20 protein-coding genes and 1 pseudogene are annotated in these 22,592 nt (G+C 72.3%); 14 read left to right on the forward strand and 7 right to left on the reverse strand.

The features are described 5' to 3' along the window. The first annotated feature begins 149 nt into the window (after window positions 1-149). From BFF78_RS02910 to BFF78_RS02925, 5 genes are all read left to right on the forward strand, one after another. The gene (locus BFF78_RS02910) at window positions 150-1,979 is read left to right on the forward strand and encodes a phospholipase C (protein ID WP_069776808.1); all 1,830 of its coding nucleotides are present in this window, start codon (window positions 150-152) and stop codon (window positions 1,977-1,979) included. Window positions 1,980-2,141: 162 nt separating this feature from the next. After that, complete coding sequence (locus BFF78_RS02915; protein WP_069783341.1) at window positions 2,142-3,143, forward strand: phosphotransferase; 1,002 nt, start codon at window positions 2,142-2,144, stop codon at window positions 3,141-3,143. A gap of 166 nt (window positions 3,144-3,309) precedes the next feature. Continuing rightward, complete coding sequence (locus BFF78_RS02920) at window positions 3,310-4,167, forward strand: hypothetical protein (protein ID WP_227025687.1); 858 nt, start codon at window positions 3,310-3,312, stop codon at window positions 4,165-4,167. A gap of 11 nt (window positions 4,168-4,178) precedes the next feature. Further along, window positions 4,179-4,307, forward strand: a complete 129-nt coding sequence (locus BFF78_RS49285; RefSeq protein WP_257786860.1) for a hypothetical protein — start codon at window positions 4,179-4,181, stop codon at window positions 4,305-4,307. 164 nt (window positions 4,308-4,471) lie between these two features. Beyond that, entirely contained in the window at window positions 4,472-6,025 is a 1,554-nt protein-coding gene (locus tag BFF78_RS02925) for a N,N-dimethylformamidase beta subunit family domain-containing protein (protein ID WP_227025688.1), read from the forward strand. A 101-nt stretch (window positions 6,026-6,126) separates the two neighbouring features. Here the strand turns inward: BFF78_RS02925 and BFF78_RS02930 are convergent, their stop codons facing one another. Further along, window positions 6,127-6,309, reverse strand: a complete 183-nt coding sequence (locus BFF78_RS02930; RefSeq protein WP_069776809.1) for a hypothetical protein — start codon at window positions 6,307-6,309, stop codon at window positions 6,127-6,129. A 223-nt stretch (window positions 6,310-6,532) separates the two neighbouring features. Here BFF78_RS02930 and BFF78_RS02935 point away from each other — a divergent pair, with 223 nt between their 5' ends. After that, the gene (locus BFF78_RS02935) at window positions 6,533-6,922 is read left to right on the forward strand and encodes a VOC family protein (RefSeq protein WP_069783343.1); all 390 of its coding nucleotides are present in this window, start codon (window positions 6,533-6,535) and stop codon (window positions 6,920-6,922) included. A 91-nt stretch (window positions 6,923-7,013) separates the two neighbouring features. On the opposite strand, the gene bla is transcribed toward BFF78_RS02935, so the two are convergent. Further along, window positions 7,014-7,955: a class A beta-lactamase gene (gene bla / locus BFF78_RS02940; protein WP_079161120.1), complete on the reverse strand. Its 942-nt coding sequence runs from the start codon at window positions 7,953-7,955 to the stop codon at window positions 7,014-7,016. A gap of 132 nt (window positions 7,956-8,087) precedes the next feature. Here bla and BFF78_RS02945 point away from each other — a divergent pair, with 132 nt between their 5' ends. Both BFF78_RS02945 and BFF78_RS02950 read left to right on the forward strand, forming a co-directional pair. After that, entirely contained in the window at window positions 8,088-9,083 is a 996-nt protein-coding gene (locus BFF78_RS02945) for a LysR family transcriptional regulator (protein ID WP_069776810.1), read from the forward strand. Continuing rightward, the gene (locus tag BFF78_RS02950; protein WP_069776811.1) at window positions 9,080-10,003 is read left to right on the forward strand and encodes a serine hydrolase; all 924 of its coding nucleotides are present in this window, start codon (window positions 9,080-9,082) and stop codon (window positions 10,001-10,003) included. The genes BFF78_RS02945 and BFF78_RS02950 overlap by 4 nt, the downstream gene beginning before the upstream one ends. Before the next feature lie 304 nt (window positions 10,004-10,307). Here BFF78_RS02950 and BFF78_RS02955 read toward each other — a convergent pair whose 3' ends face one another. From BFF78_RS02955 to BFF78_RS02965, 3 genes are all read right to left on the reverse strand, one after another. After that, entirely contained in the window at window positions 10,308-11,018 is a 711-nt protein-coding gene (locus BFF78_RS02955) for a DUF4232 domain-containing protein (RefSeq protein WP_069776812.1), read from the reverse strand. 216 nt (window positions 11,019-11,234) lie between these two features. Next, entirely contained in the window at window positions 11,235-13,466 is a 2,232-nt protein-coding gene (katG, locus tag BFF78_RS02960; RefSeq protein WP_069776813.1) for a catalase/peroxidase HPI, read from the reverse strand. Between the two features lie 33 nt (window positions 13,467-13,499). Then, window positions 13,500-13,937 (reverse strand): Fur family transcriptional regulator, encoded by a 438-nt coding sequence (locus tag BFF78_RS02965; protein WP_069776814.1) that lies wholly within the window; start codon window positions 13,935-13,937, stop codon window positions 13,500-13,502. Between the two features lie 811 nt (window positions 13,938-14,748). Between BFF78_RS02965 and BFF78_RS02970 the strand changes: the two genes are divergently transcribed. Then, a complete protein-coding gene (locus BFF78_RS02970; RefSeq protein WP_069776815.1) occupies window positions 14,749-15,642 on the forward strand; it encodes a hypothetical protein in 894 nt (297 codons plus the stop codon). A gap of 71 nt (window positions 15,643-15,713) precedes the next feature. On the opposite strand, the gene BFF78_RS02975 is transcribed toward BFF78_RS02970, so the two are convergent. Together BFF78_RS02975 and BFF78_RS02980 are read right to left on the reverse strand one after the other, a co-directional pair. Beyond that, the gene (locus BFF78_RS02975) at window positions 15,714-16,607 is read right to left on the reverse strand and encodes a helix-turn-helix transcriptional regulator (RefSeq protein WP_069776816.1); all 894 of its coding nucleotides are present in this window, start codon (window positions 16,605-16,607) and stop codon (window positions 15,714-15,716) included. A 175-nt stretch (window positions 16,608-16,782) separates the two neighbouring features. After that, window positions 16,783-17,490 (reverse strand): TetR/AcrR family transcriptional regulator, encoded by a 708-nt coding sequence (locus tag BFF78_RS02980; RefSeq protein WP_069776817.1) that lies wholly within the window; start codon window positions 17,488-17,490, stop codon window positions 16,783-16,785. A 140-nt stretch (window positions 17,491-17,630) separates the two neighbouring features. Here BFF78_RS02980 and BFF78_RS02985 point away from each other — a divergent pair, with 140 nt between their 5' ends. The 5 genes and pseudogenes from BFF78_RS02985 to BFF78_RS03000 all read left to right on the forward strand — a co-directional run bounded on the left by BFF78_RS02985 (window position 17,631) and on the right by BFF78_RS03000 (window position 22,557). Then, window positions 17,631-18,584, forward strand: a complete 954-nt coding sequence (locus tag BFF78_RS02985) for an NAD-dependent epimerase/dehydratase family protein (RefSeq protein WP_069776818.1) — start codon at window positions 17,631-17,633, stop codon at window positions 18,582-18,584. Between the two features lie 74 nt (window positions 18,585-18,658). Further along, complete coding sequence (gene ku / locus BFF78_RS02990) at window positions 18,659-19,615, forward strand: non-homologous end joining protein Ku (RefSeq protein WP_069776819.1); 957 nt, start codon at window positions 18,659-18,661, stop codon at window positions 19,613-19,615. Between the two features lie 104 nt (window positions 19,616-19,719). Next, a pseudogene (locus tag BFF78_RS47795) lies at window positions 19,720-20,021 on the forward strand (sugar phosphate isomerase/epimerase); the annotation flags it as partial. 289 nt (window positions 20,022-20,310) lie between these two features. Then, window positions 20,311-21,489, forward strand: coding sequence for an acyltransferase family protein (locus tag BFF78_RS02995; RefSeq protein ID WP_069776820.1), 1,179 nt, complete (start codon window positions 20,311-20,313; stop codon window positions 21,487-21,489). A gap of 249 nt (window positions 21,490-21,738) precedes the next feature. Beyond that, window positions 21,739-22,557, forward strand: a complete 819-nt coding sequence (locus BFF78_RS03000) for a class I SAM-dependent methyltransferase (protein ID WP_069776821.1) — start codon at window positions 21,739-21,741, stop codon at window positions 22,555-22,557. The last annotated feature ends 35 nt before the right edge of the window (window positions 22,558-22,592 follow it).

A 22,592-nucleotide genomic window follows, 5' to 3' on the forward strand; every position in this document is an offset into this window, starting at 1 on the left:
CGGGTCAACACACAGTCAAGTTTTGCCCTAACATCCCTGACTCGGTGTTCACTCGCACGCCATCATGGCTCCGCCGACGCGTTCTGCGACGGGCGCAGCATCCGTGCTCGTACACCGCACAGACGTTCTGTCCAAAGGGGTAGACCACCATGGCCAGCAGAGGAAGACGAGCCGCGATCCGGAGCCTGGGCGCGCTCACCGGAGCCGCGGCGCTCACCGTGCTCGGGAGCAACGCGCCCGGCTGGGCGGCCGTGTCCGCGGGCCAGTCCTCGACCGCGACGCCGATCAAGCATGTTGTCGTGCTCTTCGACGAGAACATCTCCTTCGACCACTACTTCGCCACGTACCCGAAGGCCGCCAACACCGACGGGACGAAGTTCACCGCGTCGAAGAACACCCCGAAGGACATCGACACCCTCGCGCACGCCGGGCTGCTGAAGAACAACCCGAACCAGTACGCGCCGAAGCGGCTGTCCTCGTCCCAGGCGATGACCTGCGACCAGAACCACAACTACGGCGCCGAGCAGCTTGCGTACAACGGCGGCAAGGCCGACCAGTTCGTGCAGAACACCGAGGTCGACAAGTGCAGCGGCGGCCTGTTCGGCGAGCCGGGCCTGGTCATGGACTACTACGACGGCAACACCGTCACCGGGCTGTGGAACTACGCCCAGCACTACTCGCTGTCCGACCGCAGCTTCAGCTCGGTGTACGGCCCGTCCACGCCCGGCGCGCTGAACCTGATCTCCGGTCAGACGCACGGTGTGATCTCCATGGACCCGAGCACCGGCACGGAGAACCCGAAGCAGACGGCGACGCCCGACGCGTACACGGTGAAGTCCCCCGACGCCAAGGGCGTGGGCACGGTCATCAACGACCCCGACCCGGCCTTCGACGACTGCTCCGGCAAGGACCACACGAGCACCAACGCGCTGGCGTCGATGCAGGGCAAGAACGTCGGTGACCTGCTCAACGCCAGGAAGGTGAGCTGGGGCTGGTTCCAGGGCGGCTTCCGTCCGTCGACCGCGTGGAACGGCACTTCGGGCTCGTACGCCAAGTGCGACACCACGCACACCAACGTGGGCGGCGCGGCCGTGGCGGACTACAGCCCGCACCACAACCCGTTCTCGTACTACAAGTCGACGGCCAACCCGCACCACCTGGCCCCGAAGAGCGTGTCCGAGATCGGCCACAACGGTCAGGCCAACCACAACTACGACCTGACCGACTTCTCCGCCGCGCTGAAGGCGGGCAAGCTGCCGGCCGTCAGCTTCCTCAAGGCCGGTGAGTACCAGGACGGCCACGCCGGCTACTCCGACCCCACCGACGAGCAGCACTTCCTGATCAGCCAGATCAACGCGATCCAGAGCTCGCCGCAGTGGAAGTCCACTGCGATCGTGGTCGCCTACGACGACTCCGACGGCTGGTACGACCACGCCTACGTCACGCCGAAGAACGGCTCGACGGACACGTCCCTCGGCTCCAACGGCAAGGCCACCGACAGCCCGGCCTGCCAGAACGGCCCGAGGGCGGCCGGGGGTTACGCCGACCGCTGCGGCCCCGGCACCCGCCAGCCGCTGCTCGTCATCTCGCCGTACAGCAAGGTGAACAAGGTCGACCACACCCTGACGAACCAGGCGTCGATCACCCGCTTCATCGAGGACAACTGGAAGACGGGCCGCGTCGGCGACCACTCCTTCGACGCGACGGCCGGCTCCCTGTCGGGCATGTTCGACTTCCGGCACCCGAACAACAAGCAGGTGCTGCTGAACGCTGACGGCTCGGTCAAGCACGTCGGCCCGATCCAGCACGTCGCCCCGGTGTCCACGAGCATCACCCCGGGCCCGGCCATGCAGAACACGGCCGCGACGACGGACGCCTCCGGCTTCCCGGCCCTGCCGGTCGGCCTCGGCGTGGGCGCCCTGCTGGCCGCGGGTGCGACCGGCACGTACCTGACGCTGCGCCGCAGGCAGCAGGCCTGATCCCGCGGTTCCGCACACAGTGACGCGCCCCCGGTCGGTGACCGGGGGCGCGTTCTTGTGGCCGCGCCGGTCCGTGCGCACCCTGATCGTCCGCTTCCCGCACCCCGGGGCATGACCAGCGGCGGGTGGCCGGCACCCCGCGCGGGATGCTGGGATGGCGTGGTGCAAAATGAGTTCTCGATCGTCGTGGACCGGAGCAAGTACCAGTACGCGCCCACTCCGTGGGAGCAGGAGTCGTGGCGGGTCTCGGCCCTCGACTGGGTGGCGGAGCAGCTCGCCTCACACGGCCTGCGTGCGAGCGGTGAGTTGAGCGTGCGGCTGCGGCCGTGGTCCGTGCTGGTTCGGGTGCCCGTCGTGGGGCGGGACGCCGTCTGGTTCAAGGCCAACCCACCGGCCAGCGCCTTCGAGGGGCCGTTGACCGCCGCGCTGGCCCGTTGGGTGCCCACGTATGTGCTCCAACCGCTGGCCGTCGACGCCGAGCGTGCGTGGATCCTGCTGCCCGACGGCGGAGACCTGTTCCGCACCGTGCTCTCCCGGGAGCCGGTCGGGCCGCGGACCTGGGAGGAGCTGCTGCGCCAGTACGCGAGCATGCAGCGGGCGCTCACCCCGCACGTGCGCGAGATCGAGCAGCTCAAAGTGCCCGCCACCCGGACCCTCGACCTGCCCGGGGCCTTCGACGGGCTGCTCACGCGGAGCACCGCACTGCACCCGGAGGCGCGCGCCCGGCTGGAGCGGCTGCGGCCCCGCCTCACCGACTGGTGTGCCGAACTGGCGTCCCTCGGCGTCGAGGACACCCTCGACCACGCCGACCTGCACGAAGGCCAGTTGTTCCACCCGGCACCGGGCCGCTTCACCTTCTTCGACTGGGGCGACGCCGCCGTGTCACACCCCTTCTGCAGCCTGCGGATCCCCGCCGGCAAGGCGCGCGCACGGTACGGGCCGCAGGTCCTGGCCCGGCTGCTCGACGCCTACCTGGAGCCCTGGACGGGGCCCGGTCGCGCACCGGCGGACCTGCGCCGCGCCGCACACCTCGCCTGGCGCCTGAGCGCCCTGGGCCGCGCCGCGTCCTGGGGCCGCACGTTTCCCGGCGCCTCGGGCACCAGCGTGGCCGCCGAGCAGATCTCGGAGTCCCTGTTGGAGCTGCTCAACGAGCCGCCGTTCTAGGGGGTTGGGGCCCTGGCCCCGGTTTCGGCGCGGCGAACCCGACGAGACCGCCGGCGGGGCGGACGCGGGGCGCGCCCTGCCGTCAGCCCGGGGTGCTCGGCGCAGGGCGAGGTTCTGGGGGCGGCCGGCTCGCCCGCACCATCTCCCACGACGGACACTGGTCCGTATGACCCGCACTCGTGCGCCCGTCGCTCCCCCGCCCGGCCGCCGTGCCGTGCTGGCGGCGCTGGCCGGTGCCGCGCTCGGCGCGGCGGGCTGTGCCAGCCGTACGGCTCCGGCCACACACTCGCCCCAGGGCTCCGCCGGCCACACCGGCTCCGCGTCGCCCTCCCCCGGTCTGCCGCACACCACTCCCTGGCGGCCCACGTCCGCCGAGGTGCAACCGGCGGCGAAGCTGCGGGCCGTGCGGCTCATCGAGGCCATCGGCGCGTGGGGCGAGGGGCACGGCGGAGCGGCGGCGGCGCGGGCGAGGGTCGCGGCGCTCGGGCTGCCGGCGGCCCTGGTCGGCCAGGCCGGGCCCCTGCTGCCTGCGGCCGACCGGGCGGCACTGCAGGTCGTCGACGCGCAGTACGGCGGGATTCTGTCGGCGTCCGCCAGCGTGCTCGTGGTGTGCCGGCAGTGGACCCGGCGCGGCGCCACGGCGAGCGCCGGCGGGACCACGGTCGACGTACGCCTGTCCCGGTCGGGGTCCGGTTGGACGGTCGACGCCCTGCATCCGGCGGACCCGGGACCGGCCGCCCGGTCGCCGGCGCCGGACATCCGGGCCGTGCTCGCCGACGACCGGATCGTGCTGCCGCCCGCCGCCGCGGCGGACCTGCGCAGCGGTCAGGTGCACACCAGCGTGGCGCAGGCGATGCTCGCGCTGGCGCGGTCGTACCGGATGGAGGTGAGCGTCGTCCGCTCCGGGCACCCGCTGGACGTGTTCGGCACCAGCCGGCCCAGCGACCATCCGCGCGGCCGGGCCTTCGACGTGTGGCGGATCGACGGCCACGCGGTGGTCGACCCGGCGACCCGCGCGGCCTGATCGAGCGCTTCATGCGCGACGCGGCGGCGGCCGGGTCGTACAACGTGGGCGGTCCCGTGCTGCTGGCCGGCGGTGGCGCCGGCCAGTTCTTCAGCGACGCCACCCACCACGACCACGTGCACATCGGCTTCCGCACCTGACAGCGCCTGACAGCACCCGCCCGCGTCACCCGTTCGGCCGTACCGCCGGCGCCCCGGCCGGGCGCGCCGGCCCCGCCTCCTCACCGGCCTTCGCCCGGCTCCGCGGGTTGCGCCGAACCCGCGGGCGTCCGGACGCTGGAGCTGACACGCACCCGGGAGGTGAAGTGGCTCCGGTACACGACACCACGCCGTCGGACGGCCTCGGCCGTCGGCGATTCCTCACTCTGTGCGCAGGCGCCGGCCTCGGTACGGCCGCCGCGTGCACGGCGGCACCGCCGCATCCGCACGCCACGGCAGCCCCCGACGGGCGGCTGCGGCCCGAGACGGAGCAGGACGCCCCGGGCACCGCCGACTGGCAACTGGCCTCCACCGGCCCGCCGGACGCGGTGGCCGGCTACACGGACCGGGTGAGCGTGACCCCGGGCGAGCAGTTCGGGCTCCATGTGTCCACCACCGCCGCGGCGTTCCGGGTGTCCGCGTTCCGGGTCGGCTGGTACGGCGGCCGGCAGGCCCGCCGGATCTGGGCGTCCGGGCGCATACCCGGCCGCGCCCAGCCGGCCCCGCGGCTGCTGTCCGCCACCCGCACCGTGCGCGCCGACTGGCCGGTCACACTGCCGGTGGACACCGCCGGCTGGCCGGAGGGCGCCTATCTGCTGCGGCTGGAGGCGGACACCGGGCACCAGCGGTACGTTCCGCTGGTCGTCCGCTCCACCGCGGGCGCGGGCCGCACGGTCCTGCTGCACGCCCCCGCCACCTGGCAGGCGTACAACCGCTGGGGCGGCAGCAGTCTCTACAACGGCGCGTCCGGCGCGTACGCCACCCGCTCCCTCGCGGTGAGCTTCGACCGCCCCTACGACGGCACGGGCGCCGAGAAGTTCCTGGTGTACGAGCGAGCGCTGGTGGTGCTCGCCGAGCGCCTCGGCATCCCGCTCGCCTACACCACGGGCACCGACGTCCACCGTGATCCCGAGGTGCTGCACGGCGCGCACGCCGTCGTCTGTCTGGGCCACGACGAGTACTGGACGCCGGAGCAGCGAGCCCATGTGACCGCCGCCCGGGATGCCGGGACGAACATCGCCTTCCTCGGCGCGAACACCTGTTTCCGCCGGGTCCGGCTGGAGGCCGGAGAGTCCGCGGACGGCCGTACGGTGGTCTGCTACAAGACCTCCTACCGCGCCGACCCGTGCTACGACTCGCACCCCGCGCTGGTCACCACCGACTACCGGCTCCCGCCGGCCCCGGATCCCGAGTCCTCCCTGACCGGCGTGCTCTACGAGGGCTATCCGGTCGACGCCCCCTATGTCGTCCGGGCCGCCGATCACTGGCTGTACGACGGCACCGGCGCACGCTCCGGCGACGCCTTCGCCCATCTCGTCGGCGTCGAGTACGACCGGATCACGCCCGGCGCCCCCACCCCGGGACCGCTGGAGATCATCGCGCATTCCCCGCTGGTCTGCGGCGGGCGGCCCAGCCACAGCGACTCGGCGTACTACACGGCCGCCGGCGGCGCGGGCGTGTTCGCGAGCGGCACCATGCGCTGGGTGGAGGGCCTGGTGGCCGGGACGGGCATGCTCGGCGGCGACCATGGCATGGACACCCGCACCCGGACCTTCGTCACCCGCACCACGGAGAACCTGCTGCGGACGTTCGCGAAGGGCCCCGCCGCCCGGCACGCCCCGCCGCCGCGCGCCAACGTGAGCGAGGTGTACGGGGCCTGACGTCGGGTCAGCGGGGTGCCGCCGGCGCGTCGAGGATCTCGGCGCTCGCCTGTCGGGCCGGGCTTGTACGCCTGCACGGACGGGGAGTTGATAGAGCCCGGTCAGTCGGTACGGCCGTGCTGCCCTCCCGAGCGCATGCGGTCCCGGCGGGCGTTGTTGTAGATCCGCAGCAGATGCTTGGCCACGGCGCAGGCCGCGCCGTCGGCGTGGCACTGACGGCACGTCCGCACGTGCTGCTCATAGGTGAGGCGCGCGCTTTCCAGCGCATCGTTGAGAGAAGACATGGACGACTCCGGGCAGGGCGCGTCCTGGGACCGCGCAAAGTTGACTGACTGGTACACCCGGAGACAAGGTCATCATGTTACTTGCGGTACTGGGAAACCCGTTCCTGAGACGGTTACCTGGAACCGTCACCGGCCTGCCCGGCTAAGATCGACAGTGGCATCGCGTGCCGGTCACCGGCCGGGTGAGGCATGGAGGTGTCAGGACATGCCGTGGAGGCATTCCGTGTCCGTCGAGTTGAACCACACCATCGTCCACGCCCGGGACAACCGGGAGTCCGCCGAGTTCCTCACCGAACTGCTCGGTCTCGAGATCACCGCGGAATGGGGTCCGTTCGTCGCGGTCGCCCTCAGCAACGGAGTCACCCTGGACTTCGCCACCCTCCCCGAGGACCGGATCACGCCCCAGCACTACGCGTTCCTGGTCTCCGAGGAGGAGTTCGACGCCGCGTACACGCGGATCGTCGAGCGCGGCATCGAGCACTACGCCGACCCGCACCGGCAACAGCCGAACGCGATCAACCACAACGACGGCGGCCGCGGCGTGTACTTCATGGATCCGGCGGGCCACGCCATGGAGCTGATCACCGTTCCCTACGGCGGCCGGCCTGCGTAACCGGCGCGCTTCCCCTGCCGAACCCGTCGGCTGTGGCATCGCGTGCCGGTCACCGTTGAATGTGGTCGGCGCCGACTGTGTGAAGCGTCGTCTACTCGCCCGGCGCGAGGACGGGGGCCACGATGCGGGCCGCCTCCGCGACGAGCGCGTCGTCCGCCGGTGCGTGCTGGGCGCTCTTGGTCGACAGCACGGTCAGCAGGACCGGTGTGTTCCGGGTCGTCCAGGCCACGCCGATGTCGTTGGCGGTGCCGTAGTCACCGGTGCCCGTCTTGTCGGCCAGCACCCAGTCGCGCGGCAGCCCGTCGCGGAACCGGGCGGCGCTGGTGGTGTTGCCTTTCAGCCAGGTGACGAGCCGTTCCCGGTCGGCGCCGGCGAGCGCCCGGCCCAGGGTGAGCCGCTCGAAGCTGCCGCCGAGGGCCTGCGGGGTGGTGGTGTCGCGCAGATCGCCGGGGATCGCGCTGCCCAGGTCCGTCTCCCACCGGTCGAGCCGGCTCACCCGGTCGCCGAGCGAGCGGAAGAAGCGGGTGAGTCCGGCGGGTCCGCCGATCTCCCGCAGCAGCAGATTGCCCGCCGCGTTGTCGCTGAACTGGATCGCCACCGCACACAGGTCCGCGACCGTCATGCCGGTGTCCACGTGTTCCGCGGTGTGCTGCGAGTTGGACAGGATGTCGTGGGGCGGGTAGTGGACGACCTTGTCCAGCGGTGCGCAACCGCCGTGGTCGCGCAGGACCGCCGCAGCGGCGAACGCCTTGAACGTCGAACACATCGCGAACCGCTCCCCCGCCCGGTGGGACACGGTGCGTCCGGTGCGGACGTTGCGTGCGTAGACGCCGAGCCGGGCGCCGTGCCGCCGCTCCAGCTCGGCCAACTCCGCTTCGACGGCCCGCTGTCCGGCGTCCGGTGCCGCCGATGCGGCGGGTGCGGTGACGGCGGTGGCCGCCATGGCCGCGGTGGTGAGGGCGAGGCCCGCTTTGAGCAGGCCCCGTCGGGCCATGGCGGCGGGGGTGACGCCGGCGCGGTCGTGGCTGGTCATGGGCGCAGTCCTCCTGGTCGTCGTCCGTGATCCGCTTCCTGGATCTTCGACGAGGACAGCGAAACAGCCTGAGGCCACTCATGTCCAAGAGTGAACTTTGAACACGTCATGCTTTATTGATATGAGTGCTGGATGGATCTCCTGGCGCACCTCGAGGCGTATGTCGCCACGGCCGACGACGCGAGCTTCTCCCGGGCGGCCGAGCGGCTCGGCATCGCCCAGCCGTTGCTCAGCCGCCGTATCAAGACACTGGAGGAGCACTTCGGCGGCTCGTTGTTCGACCGTTCGCGACGGCAGATCACGACCACGGAGCTGGGCGTCCTGCTGCTCCCGTACGCCCGGGACGTGCTGGACCGTGCCCAGCGGCTGCGGCAGGTCGCGGGTGCGGCCGGGCGGGCGCGGACGCGAGCCGTCGGGGTGCCCGCGCACTGCGGCCCGGCTGCGCTGGCACGCGCGATCCGCGCCGGAGCCGAGCACGGGATCACCCTCGGTGTGCGCGAACTGCCGCCTGCGGAACGGGTTTCCGGGCTCACCGACGGCTCGCTCGCCTACGCCCTGGTGCGGGTGCTTCCGGAGCGGGGCGCATTCCGGGTGCCGCTGGGTGTGGCGTCCGCGCCGGAGCCGGATGCGGCGGATGGCGAGCGGATCGCGGCGGACGGCGGCACGCGGCGCGCGGTCCACCTGGAGGACCTACGGCCCCGGCGTGGCCGTGGCGCCGAACGCCGCGCCGCGCTGCCGGTGTTGACCCTGCCGGAGGATCAGGTGCCGTCCTGCGCGGACCGTCTGGAGCGCGCCGTGGCCCGGGCCGGGCTGCCCCCGGGGCGGTTCCGGCCGGCCGGGCCCGCGGCCACCGCGCTCGCCGAGACGCTGGCCGGGCGGGCGCTGCTGTTGTGCGCCGAGCCGTTCGCCCGGCAGCACGGCGCACGGTGGGCGCCGCTGGCCGACCGGTCACTGCACCGGGGGTACGACATCAGCGCCGCTACGGACCGGGCCGGCGCGGCGCGGGTGCCGGACTGGCTGGTCCCGCTGCTGGCGTCGGCCGCGGGAGCCGCCGCCCACGGTACGGGCACGCCGGCCCGTGGGACCGGTGCCGAGGAGGTACGGGCGCGGCTGGCGGCACGCGCATGAGGGCGGCACCGGTGTACGTCGGGGACGGCGGCGCCCTGCTGGCCGTCGCCGAGGCGATCGCCACCGACTGGGCAGCCCTCGGTGTGCGCGGCTCCTTCCTGGCCCGGAACCTCGACACCGGCGACCAACTCGGTTTTGACGCCGATGAGTTGATGCCACTCGCGTCGGTGGCCAAGGTTCCGCTCGCCCTCGTCGTACTGGACCGGATCGCGGCCGGTGACCTCGATCCGGCGCGGCCGGTGACCATCGACCCGGCGAGCAGCAGCGTCGGTCCCACCGGACTCGCGGCGTTCCGGTACCCGGCGACCGTGGCCGTCGGCGATCTGCTTGTGCAGATGCTGTCGGTGAGCGACAACGCCGCGGCGGACAGCCTGCTCGATCTGGTGCCGGTGGCGGACGTGGACGCGCGGCTGCGCGCCTGGGGGTGCGGGGAGATCCGGATGCGGCACCGGATGAACCACATGTACGAGTGTGCCGCCGGTGCCGCCGGCAACGACTTCTCCCTCGCGCTGGAACTGGCCCTCCGGGACGAGCGGGCGGACCGGCACACCATCGAGACGCTGGATCCGGCGTACGCCAACGCCGGCTCGGCCGCGGCGCTCGTCGAACTGCTGCGGCGGGTGTGGTGCGACGAGGTCGCCGTGCCCGCTGCGACGGCGGAGCTGCGGCGGCTGATGGGGCTGCAGGTCTTCACGCATCGGCTGGCGAGCGAACTGCGGGCCGACTCGCTGCGGTGGAGCGGGAAGACGGGGTCGTTCCTGCATGTGCGGCACGAGATCGGTGTGGTCGAGGCGGAGTCCGGGGACCGGGTGGCGATCGCCGCGTTGACCCGTGCGGACCGCTGCGCGGGGCTTGCGCCGGATGTCGACCTCGCGATCGGGGTTGCGGGGCGGGAGGCGTTCGAAGCGCTGCGGACGTGACGAGCCGTTCGTGTCGGCGCCGTAGGGGCGTGGGACGTCGGGTTGCCGCGGATGCGATGTGGCTGCTCGCGCGGTTCCCCGCGCCCCGTTGAGCCCCGCGGCGGACCGGCGGCGTTCCGGGCAGCGCAACCGGCCGGGCCCTGGAGCACCCACGGCGTCGGCCGACTCACGACGGGTGGGTGCTCCTTCGCCCAGGCGCGGGCCGCTCGGACGGCGGCGCGTCGATGCCCGACCGGAGCGCACGGATGGAGCGGGCGGCCCCGGCCGCCGTCTTCGTCGGGGCCGCCCGCTGGTCGAGTGCCGGTCAGGCAGGCTTCGCCGCCAGGACCGCGGTCGCGGTGACGGTGTTGTCGCACTCGGCGAACTCACCGTCGGACAGGGCGACTTGGTGCGCGCCGGAGCCGGGCAGTCCGACCACGAGCGTCGGGTAGACGGCGGGCTTCGCGCCGGAGACGCAGTAGCCGTCGGCCTCGCCCTGGACCTGGACGAAGGTCAGCTTCACCCATGCCTTGCCGCCCGGCGCGAGGGGTACGGCCGACGCGGTGCCCGTGGGGGTCACCTTCAGCGGCTTGTTGTGCTCGGGGGAACCGTTGCCCGCTCCGGCCACCGACGGGTGACCCCGCAGGACGCACCTGTGCCCGGAGACGTTGGTGAACTCGATGATCGCCGCACCCGTGCCGGTGCCGTCCGGGCGGTTGGCCGCCTGCTGGGCCGTCGCCTTCACGGCGGACACCGCGCACGCCGACGTCGTACCGGCCGAGGTGACGGACGCGGGAGAGACCGGGGCGCCCGTGACGGTCGACGTGCCGCTGCCGGAGGATCTCGTGGCCGACGGGGCCGTGGGGGTGGGGCTCGCGGTGGCGGGGCCGGTGTGGGAGGGGGTGGCGGAGACCGGGGCCGGGGAGGACGTCTTGGCCGCCCCGTCGTCGCCCGGCGTGCACGCCGTAAGCGACACCGCGGCGGCGATCACGGCTGTCGCGGACGCGGCGAGGCGGATGGTGGTGCGCTGGTGCATGGGGTCCCCCGATTCGGTCTGGGTCGACCGGCTCCGTGCCGGTGCTCGCCGGGGGAGACAGCGCCGGGAGACCCCTGGTTTCCGCAGTAGATCATCTGTGACAGTTGTGGATCACCTGTGACGATTCCGTGAGTGGAAGGCCCTGTTCCCCCCGGAAACCGACGAGGGCCTCCGGCCGACCCGTGCGGGTCGGGCCGGACGCCCTCGCAGCGGTGATCAGACCAGGTCGAACCGGTCCAGGTTCATGACCTTGTCCCACGCGGCGACGAAGTCCTTGACGAACTTCTCCTTCGCGTCGTCGCTGGCGTAGACCTCGGCGAGGGCGCGCAGCTCGGAGTTGGAGCCGAAGACGAGGTCGACGCGGCTGCCGGCCCACTTCAGCTCGCCCGTGACGGCGTCACGGCCCTCGAACGTGGTCTGGTCCTCGGAGGTCGACTTCCACGCGGTGCCCATGTCGAGCAGGTTGACGAAGAAGTCGTTGGTGAGGACGCCGGGCGTCTTGGTGAGGACGCCGAGCTGGGACTGCTGGTGGTTGGCGCCGAGGACGCGCAGGCCGCCGACGAGCACCGTCATCTCGGGGGCGCTCAGCTTCAGCAGGTTGGCCTTGTCGACCAGCAGGTACTCGGCCGGCAGGCGGTTGCCCTTGCCGAGGTAGTTGCGGAAGCCGTCCGCGGTCGGCTCCAGCGCCGCGAAGGACTCGGCGTCGGTGTGCTCCTGGCCGGCGTCCACACGGCCCGGGGTGAAGGGCACCTCGACCTCGAAGCCGCCTTCCTTGGCGGCCTTCTCGACGGCGGCGACACCGCCGAGGACGATGAGGTCGGCCAGCGAGACCTTCTTGGCGCCGGCGGAGGCGTTGAACTCCTGCTGCACGCTCTCGAGGGTGCGCAGCACCTGGGCCAGCTCGTCGGGCTCGTTGACCTCCCAGCCGCGCTGCGGCTGCAGGCGGATACGGGCGCCGTTGGCCCCGCCGCGCTTGTCGCTGCCGCGGAAGGTGGAGGCGGACGCCCAGGCGGTGGAGACCAGCTGGGACACGGAGAGGCCCGAGTCGATCAGCTTCGTCTTCAGGGCCGCGATGTCCGCGCCGTCGATCAGCTCGCCCTCGCGCTCCGGCAGCGGGTCCTGCCAGATCAGGGTCTCCTGCGGGACCTCCGGGCCGAGGTACAGCGCCTTCGGGCCCATGTCACGGTGGGTGAGCTTGTACCAGGCGCGGGCGAAGGCGTCCGCGAATTCCTCCGGGTTCTCGTAGAAGCGCCGGGAGATCGGCTCGTAGATCGGGTCGAAGCGCAGCGACAGGTCGGTCGTGAGCATGCCCGGGGCGATCTGCTTCGAGGAGTCGTGGGCGTGCGGGACGGTGCCCTCACCGGCGCCGTCCTTCGGCCGCCACTGCTTGGCGCCGGCCGGGGACTCGGTCAGCTCCCACTCGTATTCGAACAGGATCCGGAAGAAATTGTTGCTCCACTGGGTGGGCGTGTTGGTCCAGGTGACCTCGAGGCCGGAGCCGATGGCGTCGGCGCCCTTGCCGGTGCCGAAGGTGCTCTTCCAGCCGAGGCCCTGCTCCTCGAGACCTGCGGCCTCGGGGTCGAGACCGACCGCGTCGGCGGGGCCGGCGCCGTGGGTCTTGCCGAAGGTGTGACCACCGGCGATGAGGGCGACGGTCTCCTCGTCGTTCATCGCCATGCGGCGGAACGTCTCACGGATGTCGCGGGCCGCGGCCAGCGGGTCCGGGTTGCCGTTCGGGCCCTCGGGGTTGACGTAGATGAGGCCCATCTGGACGGCGCCGAGCGGGTTCTCCAGCTCGCGGTCGCCGGTGTAGCGCTTGTCGTCCAGCCAGGTGGTCTCGGGACCCCAGTAGACGTCCTCGTCGGCCTCCCAGACGTCGGCGCGGCCGCCGCCGAAGCCGAAGGTCTCGAAGCCCATGGACTCCAGGGCCACGTTGCCGGCGAGGATCATCAGGTCGGCCCAGGAGATCTTCTGGCCGTACTTCTTCTTCACCGGCCACAGCAGGCGGCGGGCCTTGTCCAGGTTGACGTTGTCGGGCCAGCTGTTCAGCGGGGCGAAGCGCTGCTGGCCGGCGCCGGCGCCGCCGCGGCCGTCGCTGATGCGGTAGGTGCCCGCGCTGTGCCAGGCCATACGGATGATCAGCGGGCCGTAGTTGCCGAAGTCGGCGGGCCACCAGTCCTGGGAGGTGGTGAGCACCTCGGCGATGTCCTGCTTCACGGCCGCGAGGTCGAGGCTCTTGAACGCCTCGGCGTAGTCGAACTCCTCACCCAGCGGGTTCGTCGCGGGCGGGTTCGTGGCAAGGATCTTCAGGTTGAGCCGCTCCGGCCACCACTGGCGGTTGCCACCGCCCTGGGTCGGGTGCAGGGCCCGGTCATGGGCGACGGGGCAGCCGCCGCTCGCCCCCTCCGCCTTCGCGTCTGTGACGATCGCGTCGTGGTTCTCAGTCATGGCAATCCTTCCGAACTGTGCGGAACTCGGTGCTCAGGAACTGCGGCCGGTGGAACAGTCGGGGCACATACCCCAGTAGACGACCTCGGCCTCGTCGATGGCGAAGCCCCGGTCGTCGGAGGCGGTCAGGCAGGGCGCGTCGCCGACCGCGCAGTCGACGTCGGCGACGGCACCGCACGACCGGCACACGATGTGGTGGTGGTTGTCCCCCACGCGCCCCTCATACCGGGCCGGGTGACCGGCCGGTTCGATACGGCGGACGAGACCCGCCGCGGTGAGGGCGTGAAGGGCCTCGTAGACGGCTTGCAGCGAGATGTGGCCTACGCGGTCGCGCACCCCGGAGGCGATCGCCTCGACGCCGAGGTGGCTACCCGCCCGGACGGTCTCCAGCAGCGCGACGCGGGCTGCCGTCACGCGCAGGCCGGCACCGCGGAGCTCCTCGGCGGTGGTCGGGGTCGGGGAGGCGGTCATGGGGCCGAACCTACCCTCAAAAACACGAGGGGTTCAAGAAAACGAACGATGCAATTTTGGTCGCGTGCCGTCGCCCGCCGTCCACCTCCGCGTCCACGTCCGTCCCCGCCCGAGTGTTTGCATTGTTGTTTGCGTTCGCATGGATCTGTTCGGTGTGCGGGCCCGCCGCCCGGCGGCCGTGCCCGGCACGGAGGGCGCGGGCACGGGCGCTACGGCATTCGGTCACATCGTCGGTCGCGGGGCGGGCCGGCGCGTCGGCCGGCGGGTGGGCCGGGGGCATGCCCGCATCATCCGGCCCCGGATCGGCGACTGCGGCGCGGCAAGCCGGACGGTCCTCCGAAGGGGTGAGCCGGCGCACAGGTCGTCCCGCCCCGTTCGCCCTTGGGCGGCGGGCGACGGCTGTGACCCGATGGGCGGCCGTTGCCCGTGTGGCACAGGGGCGAGGAGGTCGCCGGTTGCGTGGTCACGCGCGTGCCCGCTGCCGGCGGTTCGGGCGTGCCGGTAGCGGCGGGCCAGGGCGTGGATGGCCTCCTTCGGTTGCCCGTGCCGGTCGGAGGCGGGATCGTCCGGGTGGTCCCGTGCACGCTTGATCCCCTTGGTCCTCTGCCTACGATCACCGTGCCGCTCGCAGGCGCAGCGGCGCGTCCGCCGACGGTCCGAGGCGCGGGGACGAAGGATGGGGATCCGGCGCCGGAAGTCGCTGTCGCCGCCCTCCCGGCTCGCCTGGATGCGGCGCCGTACACGGCACATAAACGCTGCCCAGTGAGAAACTCGGGCTCTGTCACCGAGGTGGCCGTCGAGAGGGACGCTGGTGGACCTGGACGCCGTCGCCGACGAGCTGTACGGGCTGCGGCCGGAGGAGTTCGTCGCCGCCCGCGACAGCCGTGCCGTGGACGCCCGCAGGGCCGGTGATCAGGCCCTCGCCAGGGAGATCGGCTCGTTGCGGCGGCCGAGCCTGGCGGCCTGGGTCGGCAATCTCCTCGTACGCCGGCAGCCGGAGCAGGTGGAGCCGCTGCTCGTCCTCGGCGAGGAACTACGCCGTGCCCACCGCGAGCTGGACGGGACGCAGTTGCGCAAGCTGGCCCGGCGGCAGAACGAGGTGATCGGCGCGCTCGGCCGGCAGGCCCGGCGGCTGGCCGCGGAGGCGGGGCATCCGGTGGGCGAGGGCGTCCAGCGCGAGGTCGAGGAGACGCTGCATGCCGTGCTGGCGGACCCGGAGGCCGCCCGGGAGTGGGCGGCGGGCCGGCTGGTGAAGCCGCTCAGCTCGACGCTCGGGTTCCCGGCGGCCGACGAGGCCCTGCCGGCGGGCCGCCCCGCTCCCCCCGCGGCCAAGCCGAAGAAGCCCGCCCGGAGCCAGGGGCGCCAAGCGGACGCGGAGCACCGCCGGCGCCTCGCCGAGGCCCGTGAGCAGGCCCGCGAGGCGGAACGGGAACTGGGTGCCCGGGAGAAGGAGGCCGACGCCGCCGGACGAGTGCTGGAGGAGGCCGGCGCCCGGGTGGCCGAGGCCGAGGGGCACGTCCGTGAGCTGCGGGAGCGGCTGCGGCGCGCCGAGGAGGAGCAGCGGCGGGCACGGGCCGCTGAACAGGACGCGCGGGAACGGGCACGGCAGGCCGACCGCGCCGTACGGGAGGCCCGGTGCCGGACGGAATCCGCCGCCAAGCAGGTGGAACGGTTGACCGCGGGGGCGGGCTCTCGCCGACCGTGACCTCGAGATGCGATCCCTCCACGACGAACGTCAGCGAAGACAAAGACAAAAGACAAGGCGACGAGCTCCTGCTATGGACGTTGCGGCCCGTCCGCGGCGGACCGACCGTCGAACTCCGGTCCGGTGCCGGCCGCAGACGTGTGGGAGACCCCGGTGGCCGCCGCCGTACGCAGGGACTCCAGCAGGCGGGCCGTCTCCGAGCCCGGCTCGGCGTGATAGATCGCCAGGATCTGACCGCCGGAGTCGCTGAGCGGCAGTTTCTCCCGGCGCAGTTCGAGCATGCCGACCTGCGGATGGCGCAGCCGCATCGAGCCTCCGGCCAGCGGGGCGACGTCGTGCCGGGCCCACAGCCGCCGGAACGGTTCGCTGGCCAGCGACAGCTCGCCCACCAGCTGGACGATCCGTGGGTCGTCGACATCGCTGCCCACGGAGGCGCGGAACGCGGCGACCAGGCCGCCGGCCGTCTGCTCCCAGTCGGGGTAGAGGTCCTGCTCGTCGGGGTCGAGGAAGATCGAGCGGAGGCGGTTGACGCCTGGCCGGATGCTGGGCGACACGGTGGCGGCGAGGCGGTTCGCGGCGAGCACCTCGAACATCCGGCTCTCCACGAACGCCGGCAGGTTGATCACGTCGAGCAGCTGCCGGATCCCGGCCGGCACCACCTCCCGGCGCGGTCGCCGGCGTGCGGCCGGGCGGGCGGTGGTCAGGCTCTGCAGGTGGGCGGTGGCGGTCGCGTCCAGCCGGAACACCCGTGCCAGGGCCTCCAGCACCTGCGGCGACGGGTTGCGGTCGCGGCCCTGCTCCAGGCGGAGGTAGTAGTCGGCGCTGATCCCGGCCAGGGTGGCGACCTCCTCACGGCGCAGCCCGGGGGTACGGCGTACCCCCACGACCGGCAGCCCCGCATCCGCCGGGTCGGTCAGCTCACGACGGGCCCGAAGGTATTCCCCGAGCGCATTCGTCCTGCTCATGGCCCCGAGCTTACGAGCCCGCCGAACGCCGTGCCTGGTCCCGTCACCCCCAGGATGAGCGCGGCACGGACACCGATGCCCGCGGCGCCGGCCTTGCGGCTGCGACGCTCGCCGGGCGTGATGTTGCCGGCGGATTCCCCCCGTCCAGCTGACGCCTGCTCAAGCCACAGACCGCTCAGGTGAGCCGAAACGCGTCCGCGAGCAAGCCGAGTTGGACGTCGAGGAGCGTCCCGGCCCGGTGGCCCATGCCCGTGTACTGGCCGGTGACTTCGAGGCTGACGGTGCCGTGGAGGTGTGACCAGGCGAGGATGGTGCCGCCCAGGGCGCAGCGTGCCCGTGGGTCCGCGGGGTCCAGGTCGGTCCGGGCGCGCAGCCAGTCGACGGCGGTGTGATCGGTACGCAGCCAGGTCGCCATCTCGGCGATGACCGGCTGGACGGCCTCGGTCGCCTCGCCCTGGGCGAAGACGGTGACGAAGGGCCCCATGGCATACCGCGAGCGCGCGACGATGTCGGCCGGGGGCGTGTAGCCGGGGGCGGGCGGCCCCTGGATGAGCAGGTAGCGGTGCGGCTGTGACAGGGCCCAGGCGTGGTAGGCACGGCCGAGGGCGAGCAGGGTGGTGCGCGGCCCGGGACCCGGGGTCACCGCGTTGATCGCCTCGCCCGCGTCGTCGTACGCGGAGCGGACCAGCTCGTGGAGCAGCTCGTCGCGGCCTGTGAAGTAGCGGTACAGCGCCGGCCCCGACATCCCCATCTCCCGGGCGATGGCGTTGAGCGCGACGCCTTGCACTCCGCTCTCGGCAAGTTGCCGCAGGGCGACCGCCTTGATCTCCTCGCGGACCTGTGCGCGGTAGCGGGCGCGCGGCCCCGCCGGCGTGGCAGCCATCTCTCTCCCTGGGATCGGTTCGGTGCGTCACCTGCTGTTTCGCATACATCCTGCCAGTACATCTTGCCAGAGTTAGAGGCTATAACTAATGTGAGTCCAGCAAACGGGAAGTGCCCACCACACGGAAAGAGGGACCCGCCATGACCTCCACCGCACGTGATCTGCACGTCGTCCTCGGTGCCGGACCGGCCGGCTCGACGCTCGCCGGGGAGCTGGGCCGCCGCGGCCACCCGGTCCGCCTGGTCGACCGCACCGGGACCGGCCCAACCCCCGAGGGCGTCACCCGCCTCAAGGGCGACGTCGGCACGGTCGACGGCGCCCGCGCGGCGATCAGGGACGCCGCCGTGGTCTATCACTGCGTGAACGTGGCCTATCACCTGCAGGTCGACGTGATGCCCGGCATCCAGGACGCGGTGCTCGGCGCCGTCGAGGCCGAGGATGCCCGCCTGGTCGTCGTCGACACGCTCTACCCCTACGGCGAGACCCACGGCCGGGTGATGACCGAGAACACCCCGTGGAACGCGACCAGCGCCAAGGGCAGGATGCGGGCGGACCTCGACGAGAAGTACCTGGCCGCGCACCGTGCGGGCCGGGCTCGTGTCGCACTGGGCCGCTCGGCCGACTTCGTCGGTCCCGGCGTGCTCAACTCCTCCCTGGGCGGCGCCGTGTTCCCCGGTGCGCTGACCGGCGGCGAGGTGTTCGGCCTGGGCGACATCGACCTGCCGCACAGCTACACCGACATCCGCGACGTGGCCGCAGGACTGGCCACGCTCGGCGAGAACCCCGACGGCGACGGCCGCGTCTGGCACCTGCCCACCGCTGCGGCCCGCACCACCCGGGAGGTCTTCCGGATGATCGAGGAGAAGGCCGGGCGGCCGATGAACATCACGATCAAGTCGGAGCCGCGCCCGTTCGGCCCCTTCGGCGAGGAGTTCATGAGCTCGTACGCCGAGCTCTTCTACCAGCACACCGAACCGCAGGTGATGGACTCCAGCGCGATCCAGGACACCTTCGGCATCAAGCCCGTCCCGCTGGAGACCACTGTGGACGACACGATCGCCTGGTACCGCACGTTCCTGGCCTCGGGACACTGAACGCGACCATGCCGCCCCACCGCGACCTCTGAGACCCTGGGACTCAGGAGCACCGGGTCAGGAGGCGAGGAGCCATGGCGAGACCGATCTGGACCGGAGTCCTGACCTTCGGGCTGGTCAGCCTGCCCGTGGGGCTGTACACCGCCACCGAGGACCACACCGTGCACTTCCACCAGCTCCAGCGCGGCACCTCGGACCGGATCCGCAACAAGCGGGTCAACGAGCGCACCGGCAAGGAGGTCGACGCCGACCGGATCGTCAAGGGCTACGAGCTCGACGAGGGCGAGTACGTGGTCGTGGAACCGGAGGAGCTGGAGGAGATCGCGCCCGGGCGGTCGAAGGTGATCGACCTGGCCGGGTTCGTGGACCTCCACGACGTGGAGCCCGTGTACTTCGCCCGCACGTACTACGTCGGCCCGCGCGGCAAGGAGTACGCGAAGGTGTACGAGCTGATGCGGGCGGCGCTGGACCGCGCGGACAAGGCCGGGATCGGCACGCTCACCATGCGCGGCAAGGAGTACCTGACCGCGTTGCGCGCCCAGCCGGGCGTCCTGGTGCTGCACACCCTGCACTGGGCCGACGAGGTGCGCGACCCCGCCGATGCGGTGGAGCAGCTGCCGGACCGGCGCACCAGGGCGGACAGCAAGGAGCTGCGGACGGCCGAGCAGCTGATCGACGCCCTCACCATCGACTGGGATCCCGGCGAGTACCACGACACGTACGAGGAGCGGGTCAAGAAGCTCGTCGCCGCGAAACGGAAGGGCGAGGAGGTCGTCGCCGAACCGGAGGCCCCGGAGGCGACGAATGTCATCGACCTCATGGACGTGCTCAGCCGGAGCGTCGAGCAGAGCAGGTCCGGGGGCCGTAAGGGCGGCGGCCGGAAACGGACCGCGGGCAGGAAGGCCGCCGAGGATCCGGCGTCCCTGTCGAAGGCCGAGCTGCAGAAGCGGGCGAGTACCGCGGGCGTGCCGGGCAGGTCGAAGATGACGCGGGATCAGCTCATCAAGGCCCTTGCGGCGAAGGCGGCTTGACCACCGGCCGGATCCAGGGCCGTGCCGGACTCGGCCCGGCGGCGGGCCGCTCGTGCCCCGCACGACTACCTTCGGGCCCAACTCGGCCTCTACGAAGGTGCCGTGTGAAGATCGCCCTCGAGTCGAGCAAGTTCCCGGCCCTGCCGATGGACGACATGGTGCGCGCACGGTGGCCCAACTCGACCACCCGCACATCCAGTTGCCCCCGCGTGCGGACGACGCGCACGTGGCCGTGCTGAAGAAATCCTCGGACACGCACGGGGTGCAGCTCTCCTCCGCGCTGCCACTGTACAAGCGGTCCGCACTGGACGATGAGGAGCAGCAGGCGGCCGTCCGCCGCTGGAAGCGGGTGATCGAGATCACCGCGGGCCCGGAATGCCCGCTGATGTACTCGGAGTTCAACGGCTGCGGTACACCCTCAACCCGCCCGGCACCCCGACCCATACCACCAGCAACCGGACATCGGGCCCGCGCCCCTGGCGCGGCCCGCCGGGCGCGTACGTTGCGGGTGCAGCCGATCAAGGCGGTGTACGGTGTGTCACTCGTATGGGTGCACCGGTCCGGGTGTCCGTGGCATACGGCAGGATCTGTCGTTCGGCAGCAGTGTGATGTTTGCCATGTGACGTGATGGACCGGGATGAACGGGCAAGGTACCCCGTCATGCCCCACGCCAACCCTCTGCGGCAGGTGATTAGATGACCACGGCGACGACCCGGGCGCTCCGGACGACGCCGCCCGCCCTGACCGGCGATTCGACCGCCAGGGATTCCCCAGCCGCCGCCAGGCCCTCGCTGCCGTCCCTCACGGGACTGCGGTGGATGGCGGCTCTGCTGGTGTTCGGACTGCATGTGAACAACTTCGGCTATTTCGGAGGCACCGGTGGCCGCCTCGTGTATTGGGGATTCGGTGCGGGTGCCACCGGAGTGTCGTTCTTCTTTGTGTTGTCCGGATTCGTACTGACCTGGTCGGCTCGGCCCAGCGACCGCGCGCTCGCCTTCTGGAGACGGAGGTTCGCGCGCGTCTACCCGGTGCACCTGGTCACTCTGGCGCTCGCCCTGGTCATGGCGTACACGCTGGAGAACCAGCCGATGCCGACCCCGAAGCAGGCGCTGTCCAATGCGCTGCTGCTCCACTCCTGGTGGCGCCCCTGGTGGCAGACGCTGAACCCGGTCAGCTGGTCCCTCGCCTGCGAGGCGTTCTTCTACGCCTCCTTCCCGCTGCTCTTCCTGCTGCTGCGCCGGCTCGGCGCGCGGAGTTCGACCGTGCTGGGCGGTCTGTCGGTCGTGGCGGTCGTGGTGCTGGCCTGGGCGGACGCCCACCACTGGTGGACGTACGCGCTGTACTCGTTCCCCGCGGCCCGGCTGCCCGAGTTCGTCCTCGGCGCGGTCGCCGCGCGGCTGGTGCTGCTCGGCCGCTGGCGCGGGCCCGGACTCGAGGCGTCGCTCGCCCTGGCGATCATCGGCTACTTCCTCGTGCCGCAGGTCACGCCCGGCTACTCGGCCACCGTGTGCACCATCGTCGGGTTCACGCTGCTCATCCCGGCCGCCGCCGTCGCGGACATGCAGGGGCTGCCCTCGCTGTGGCGGCGCCGTCGGCTGGTACGGCTCGGCGAGCTGTCGTTCGCCTTCTACATGATCCATCTGCTGGTGCTGCGCGCCGCCACCCAGCTGCTCGGGACGAAGCCGCACTTCGGGCTGCTGGCGGCGGTCGCCGTGACCACGACCGCGTTCGCCGTGTCGCTGGGGCTGTCCTGGGTGCTGTACGAGGCGGTGGAACGCCCGGCCAGACGCCTGCTGCTGCGCCGGCGCCGGCCGGCCGCCCAGCCGGAACGGGCCAAGGAGAGCCGCGAGGCACCGGCCGCCGCACGGGACTGAGCGCGTCGCCGGGTCTTTCGGGGGCGCGCCCGCAAGCGGGTGGGAAAGTGCCCCCGGCTCGATCGCGGAAGGCCGCGTGCCGGTGCGTCACGGGGCCCGGAAGGCCTGTCGGCCGACCTCCGAGGGCAGCTTCCCGGCCTCCCTCCGGCGCCCTCTCCAGGGCCCGTCGGCGCCTTCCGTCCCGGCCCCGCGACCTGGTGTTCCGCCGCCCCGTCCCCTAGGTTCCGGGCATCGGGAAAGGGGGGCCGGATGGACCGGGACATCCGCACGGTGGAGGACGTGCTGCGACTCCTGGACGGGCTGTTCGCGCCGGAGGCCGACCGCTGGACCCAGGGCGCGGCCGCCTGGTGGGACGGCTTCTATGCCGACCGGGACAGACCGGTGCCGTTCTTCACGGCGAAGCCGGACGAGAACCTGGTGTCCTACCTCGACCGCGGCCTGATCACGCCAGGACGGGCCCTCGACCTGGGCTGCGGTCCCGGCCGTAACGCGCTGCACCTCGCCGGGCGCGGCTTCGAGGTGGACGCCGTCGATCTCTCCCCCGCCGCGATCGCCTGGGCCGAGGACCGCGCGCGGGAGGCGGGCGCGGTTGCGGCGAGATGCGCACGGGAGAAGGGCGTCGTACGGGCCCACTGCGGCGACGCCTTCGCCCTGACCACGGGGAGTCCGGGCGGATTGCACGGCCCGTACGACCTGGTCTACGACTCCGGCTGCTTCCACCACCTGCCGCCGCACCGCCGCGTCAGCCATCTGGCGCTCCTGGAGCGTGTGCTGGCCCCCGGCGGGCACTTCGCGCTCACCTGCTTCGCCGCCGGCCGGATGGGATCCGAGCTCCCCGACGCGGCGTTCTACCGCGAGCCCGGCCTGCACGGCGGCCTCGCCTACACACCCGAGTCACTGCGCCGGATCTTCTCCGGCCTCGAGGAGATCGAGTTGCGTGCCATGCGCCAGGAAGCGGCGGACTCCGCGTTCTTCGGGGAGGGGTTCCTCTGGACGGCCCTGTTCCGCCGTTCCGCCCAGCCGGAAACGCCTTCTTCCACCCCCGGGGGTGGTGCCGGCCGGCGCTGACGGGGTTACCCTGTGGCGCTCTCGGCAGCCGTGTG

It is taken from the genome of Streptomyces fodineus, from assembly GCF_001735805.1.
Classification (GTDB): Bacteria; Actinomycetota; Actinomycetes; order Streptomycetales; family Streptomycetaceae; genus Streptomyces; species Streptomyces fodineus.

Bases quoted from the DNA above. Each gene is read 5' to 3' on its own strand.
- BFF78_RS02985 (WP_069776818.1), top strand. From the start codon at position 17,631: ATGACCTCCACCGCACGTGATCTGCACGTCGTCCTCGGTGCCGGACCG.
- BFF78_RS02920 (WP_227025687.1), top strand. From the start codon at position 3,310: ATGACCCGCACTCGTGCGCCCGTCGCTCCCCCGCCCGGCCGCCGTGCC.
- BFF78_RS02975 (WP_069776816.1), bottom strand. From the start codon at position 16,607: ATGAGCAGGACGAATGCGCTCGGGGAATACCTTCGGGCCCGTCGTGAG.
- katG (WP_069776813.1), bottom strand. From the start codon at position 13,466: ATGACTGAGAACCACGACGCGATCGTCACAGACGCGAAGGCGGAGGGG.
- ku (WP_069776819.1), top strand. From the start codon at position 18,659: ATGGCGAGACCGATCTGGACCGGAGTCCTGACCTTCGGGCTGGTCAGC.
- BFF78_RS02980 (WP_069776817.1), bottom strand. From the start codon at position 17,490: ATGGCTGCCACGCCGGCGGGGCCGCGCGCCCGCTACCGCGCACAGGTC.
- BFF78_RS02995 (WP_069776820.1), top strand. From the start codon at position 20,311: ATGACCACGGCGACGACCCGGGCGCTCCGGACGACGCCGCCCGCCCTG.
- BFF78_RS02955 (WP_069776812.1), bottom strand. From the start codon at position 11,018: ATGCACCAGCGCACCACCATCCGCCTCGCCGCGTCCGCGACAGCCGTG.
- BFF78_RS02965 (WP_069776814.1), bottom strand. From the start codon at position 13,937: ATGACCGCCTCCCCGACCCCGACCACCGCCGAGGAGCTCCGCGGTGCC.
- bla (WP_079161120.1), bottom strand. From the start codon at position 7,955: ATGACCAGCCACGACCGCGCCGGCGTCACCCCCGCCGCCATGGCCCGA.
- BFF78_RS02945 (WP_069776810.1), top strand. From the start codon at position 8,088: ATGGATCTCCTGGCGCACCTCGAGGCGTATGTCGCCACGGCCGACGAC.
- BFF78_RS02950 (WP_069776811.1), top strand. From the start codon at position 9,080: ATGAGGGCGGCACCGGTGTACGTCGGGGACGGCGGCGCCCTGCTGGCC.
- BFF78_RS02930 (WP_069776809.1), bottom strand. From the start codon at position 6,309: ATGTCTTCTCTCAACGATGCGCTGGAAAGCGCGCGCCTCACCTATGAG.
- BFF78_RS49285 (WP_257786860.1), top strand. From the start codon at position 4,179: ATGCGCGACGCGGCGGCGGCCGGGTCGTACAACGTGGGCGGTCCCGTG.
- BFF78_RS02910 (WP_069776808.1), top strand. From the start codon at position 150: ATGGCCAGCAGAGGAAGACGAGCCGCGATCCGGAGCCTGGGCGCGCTC.
- BFF78_RS03000 (WP_069776821.1), top strand. From the start codon at position 21,739: ATGGACCGGGACATCCGCACGGTGGAGGACGTGCTGCGACTCCTGGAC.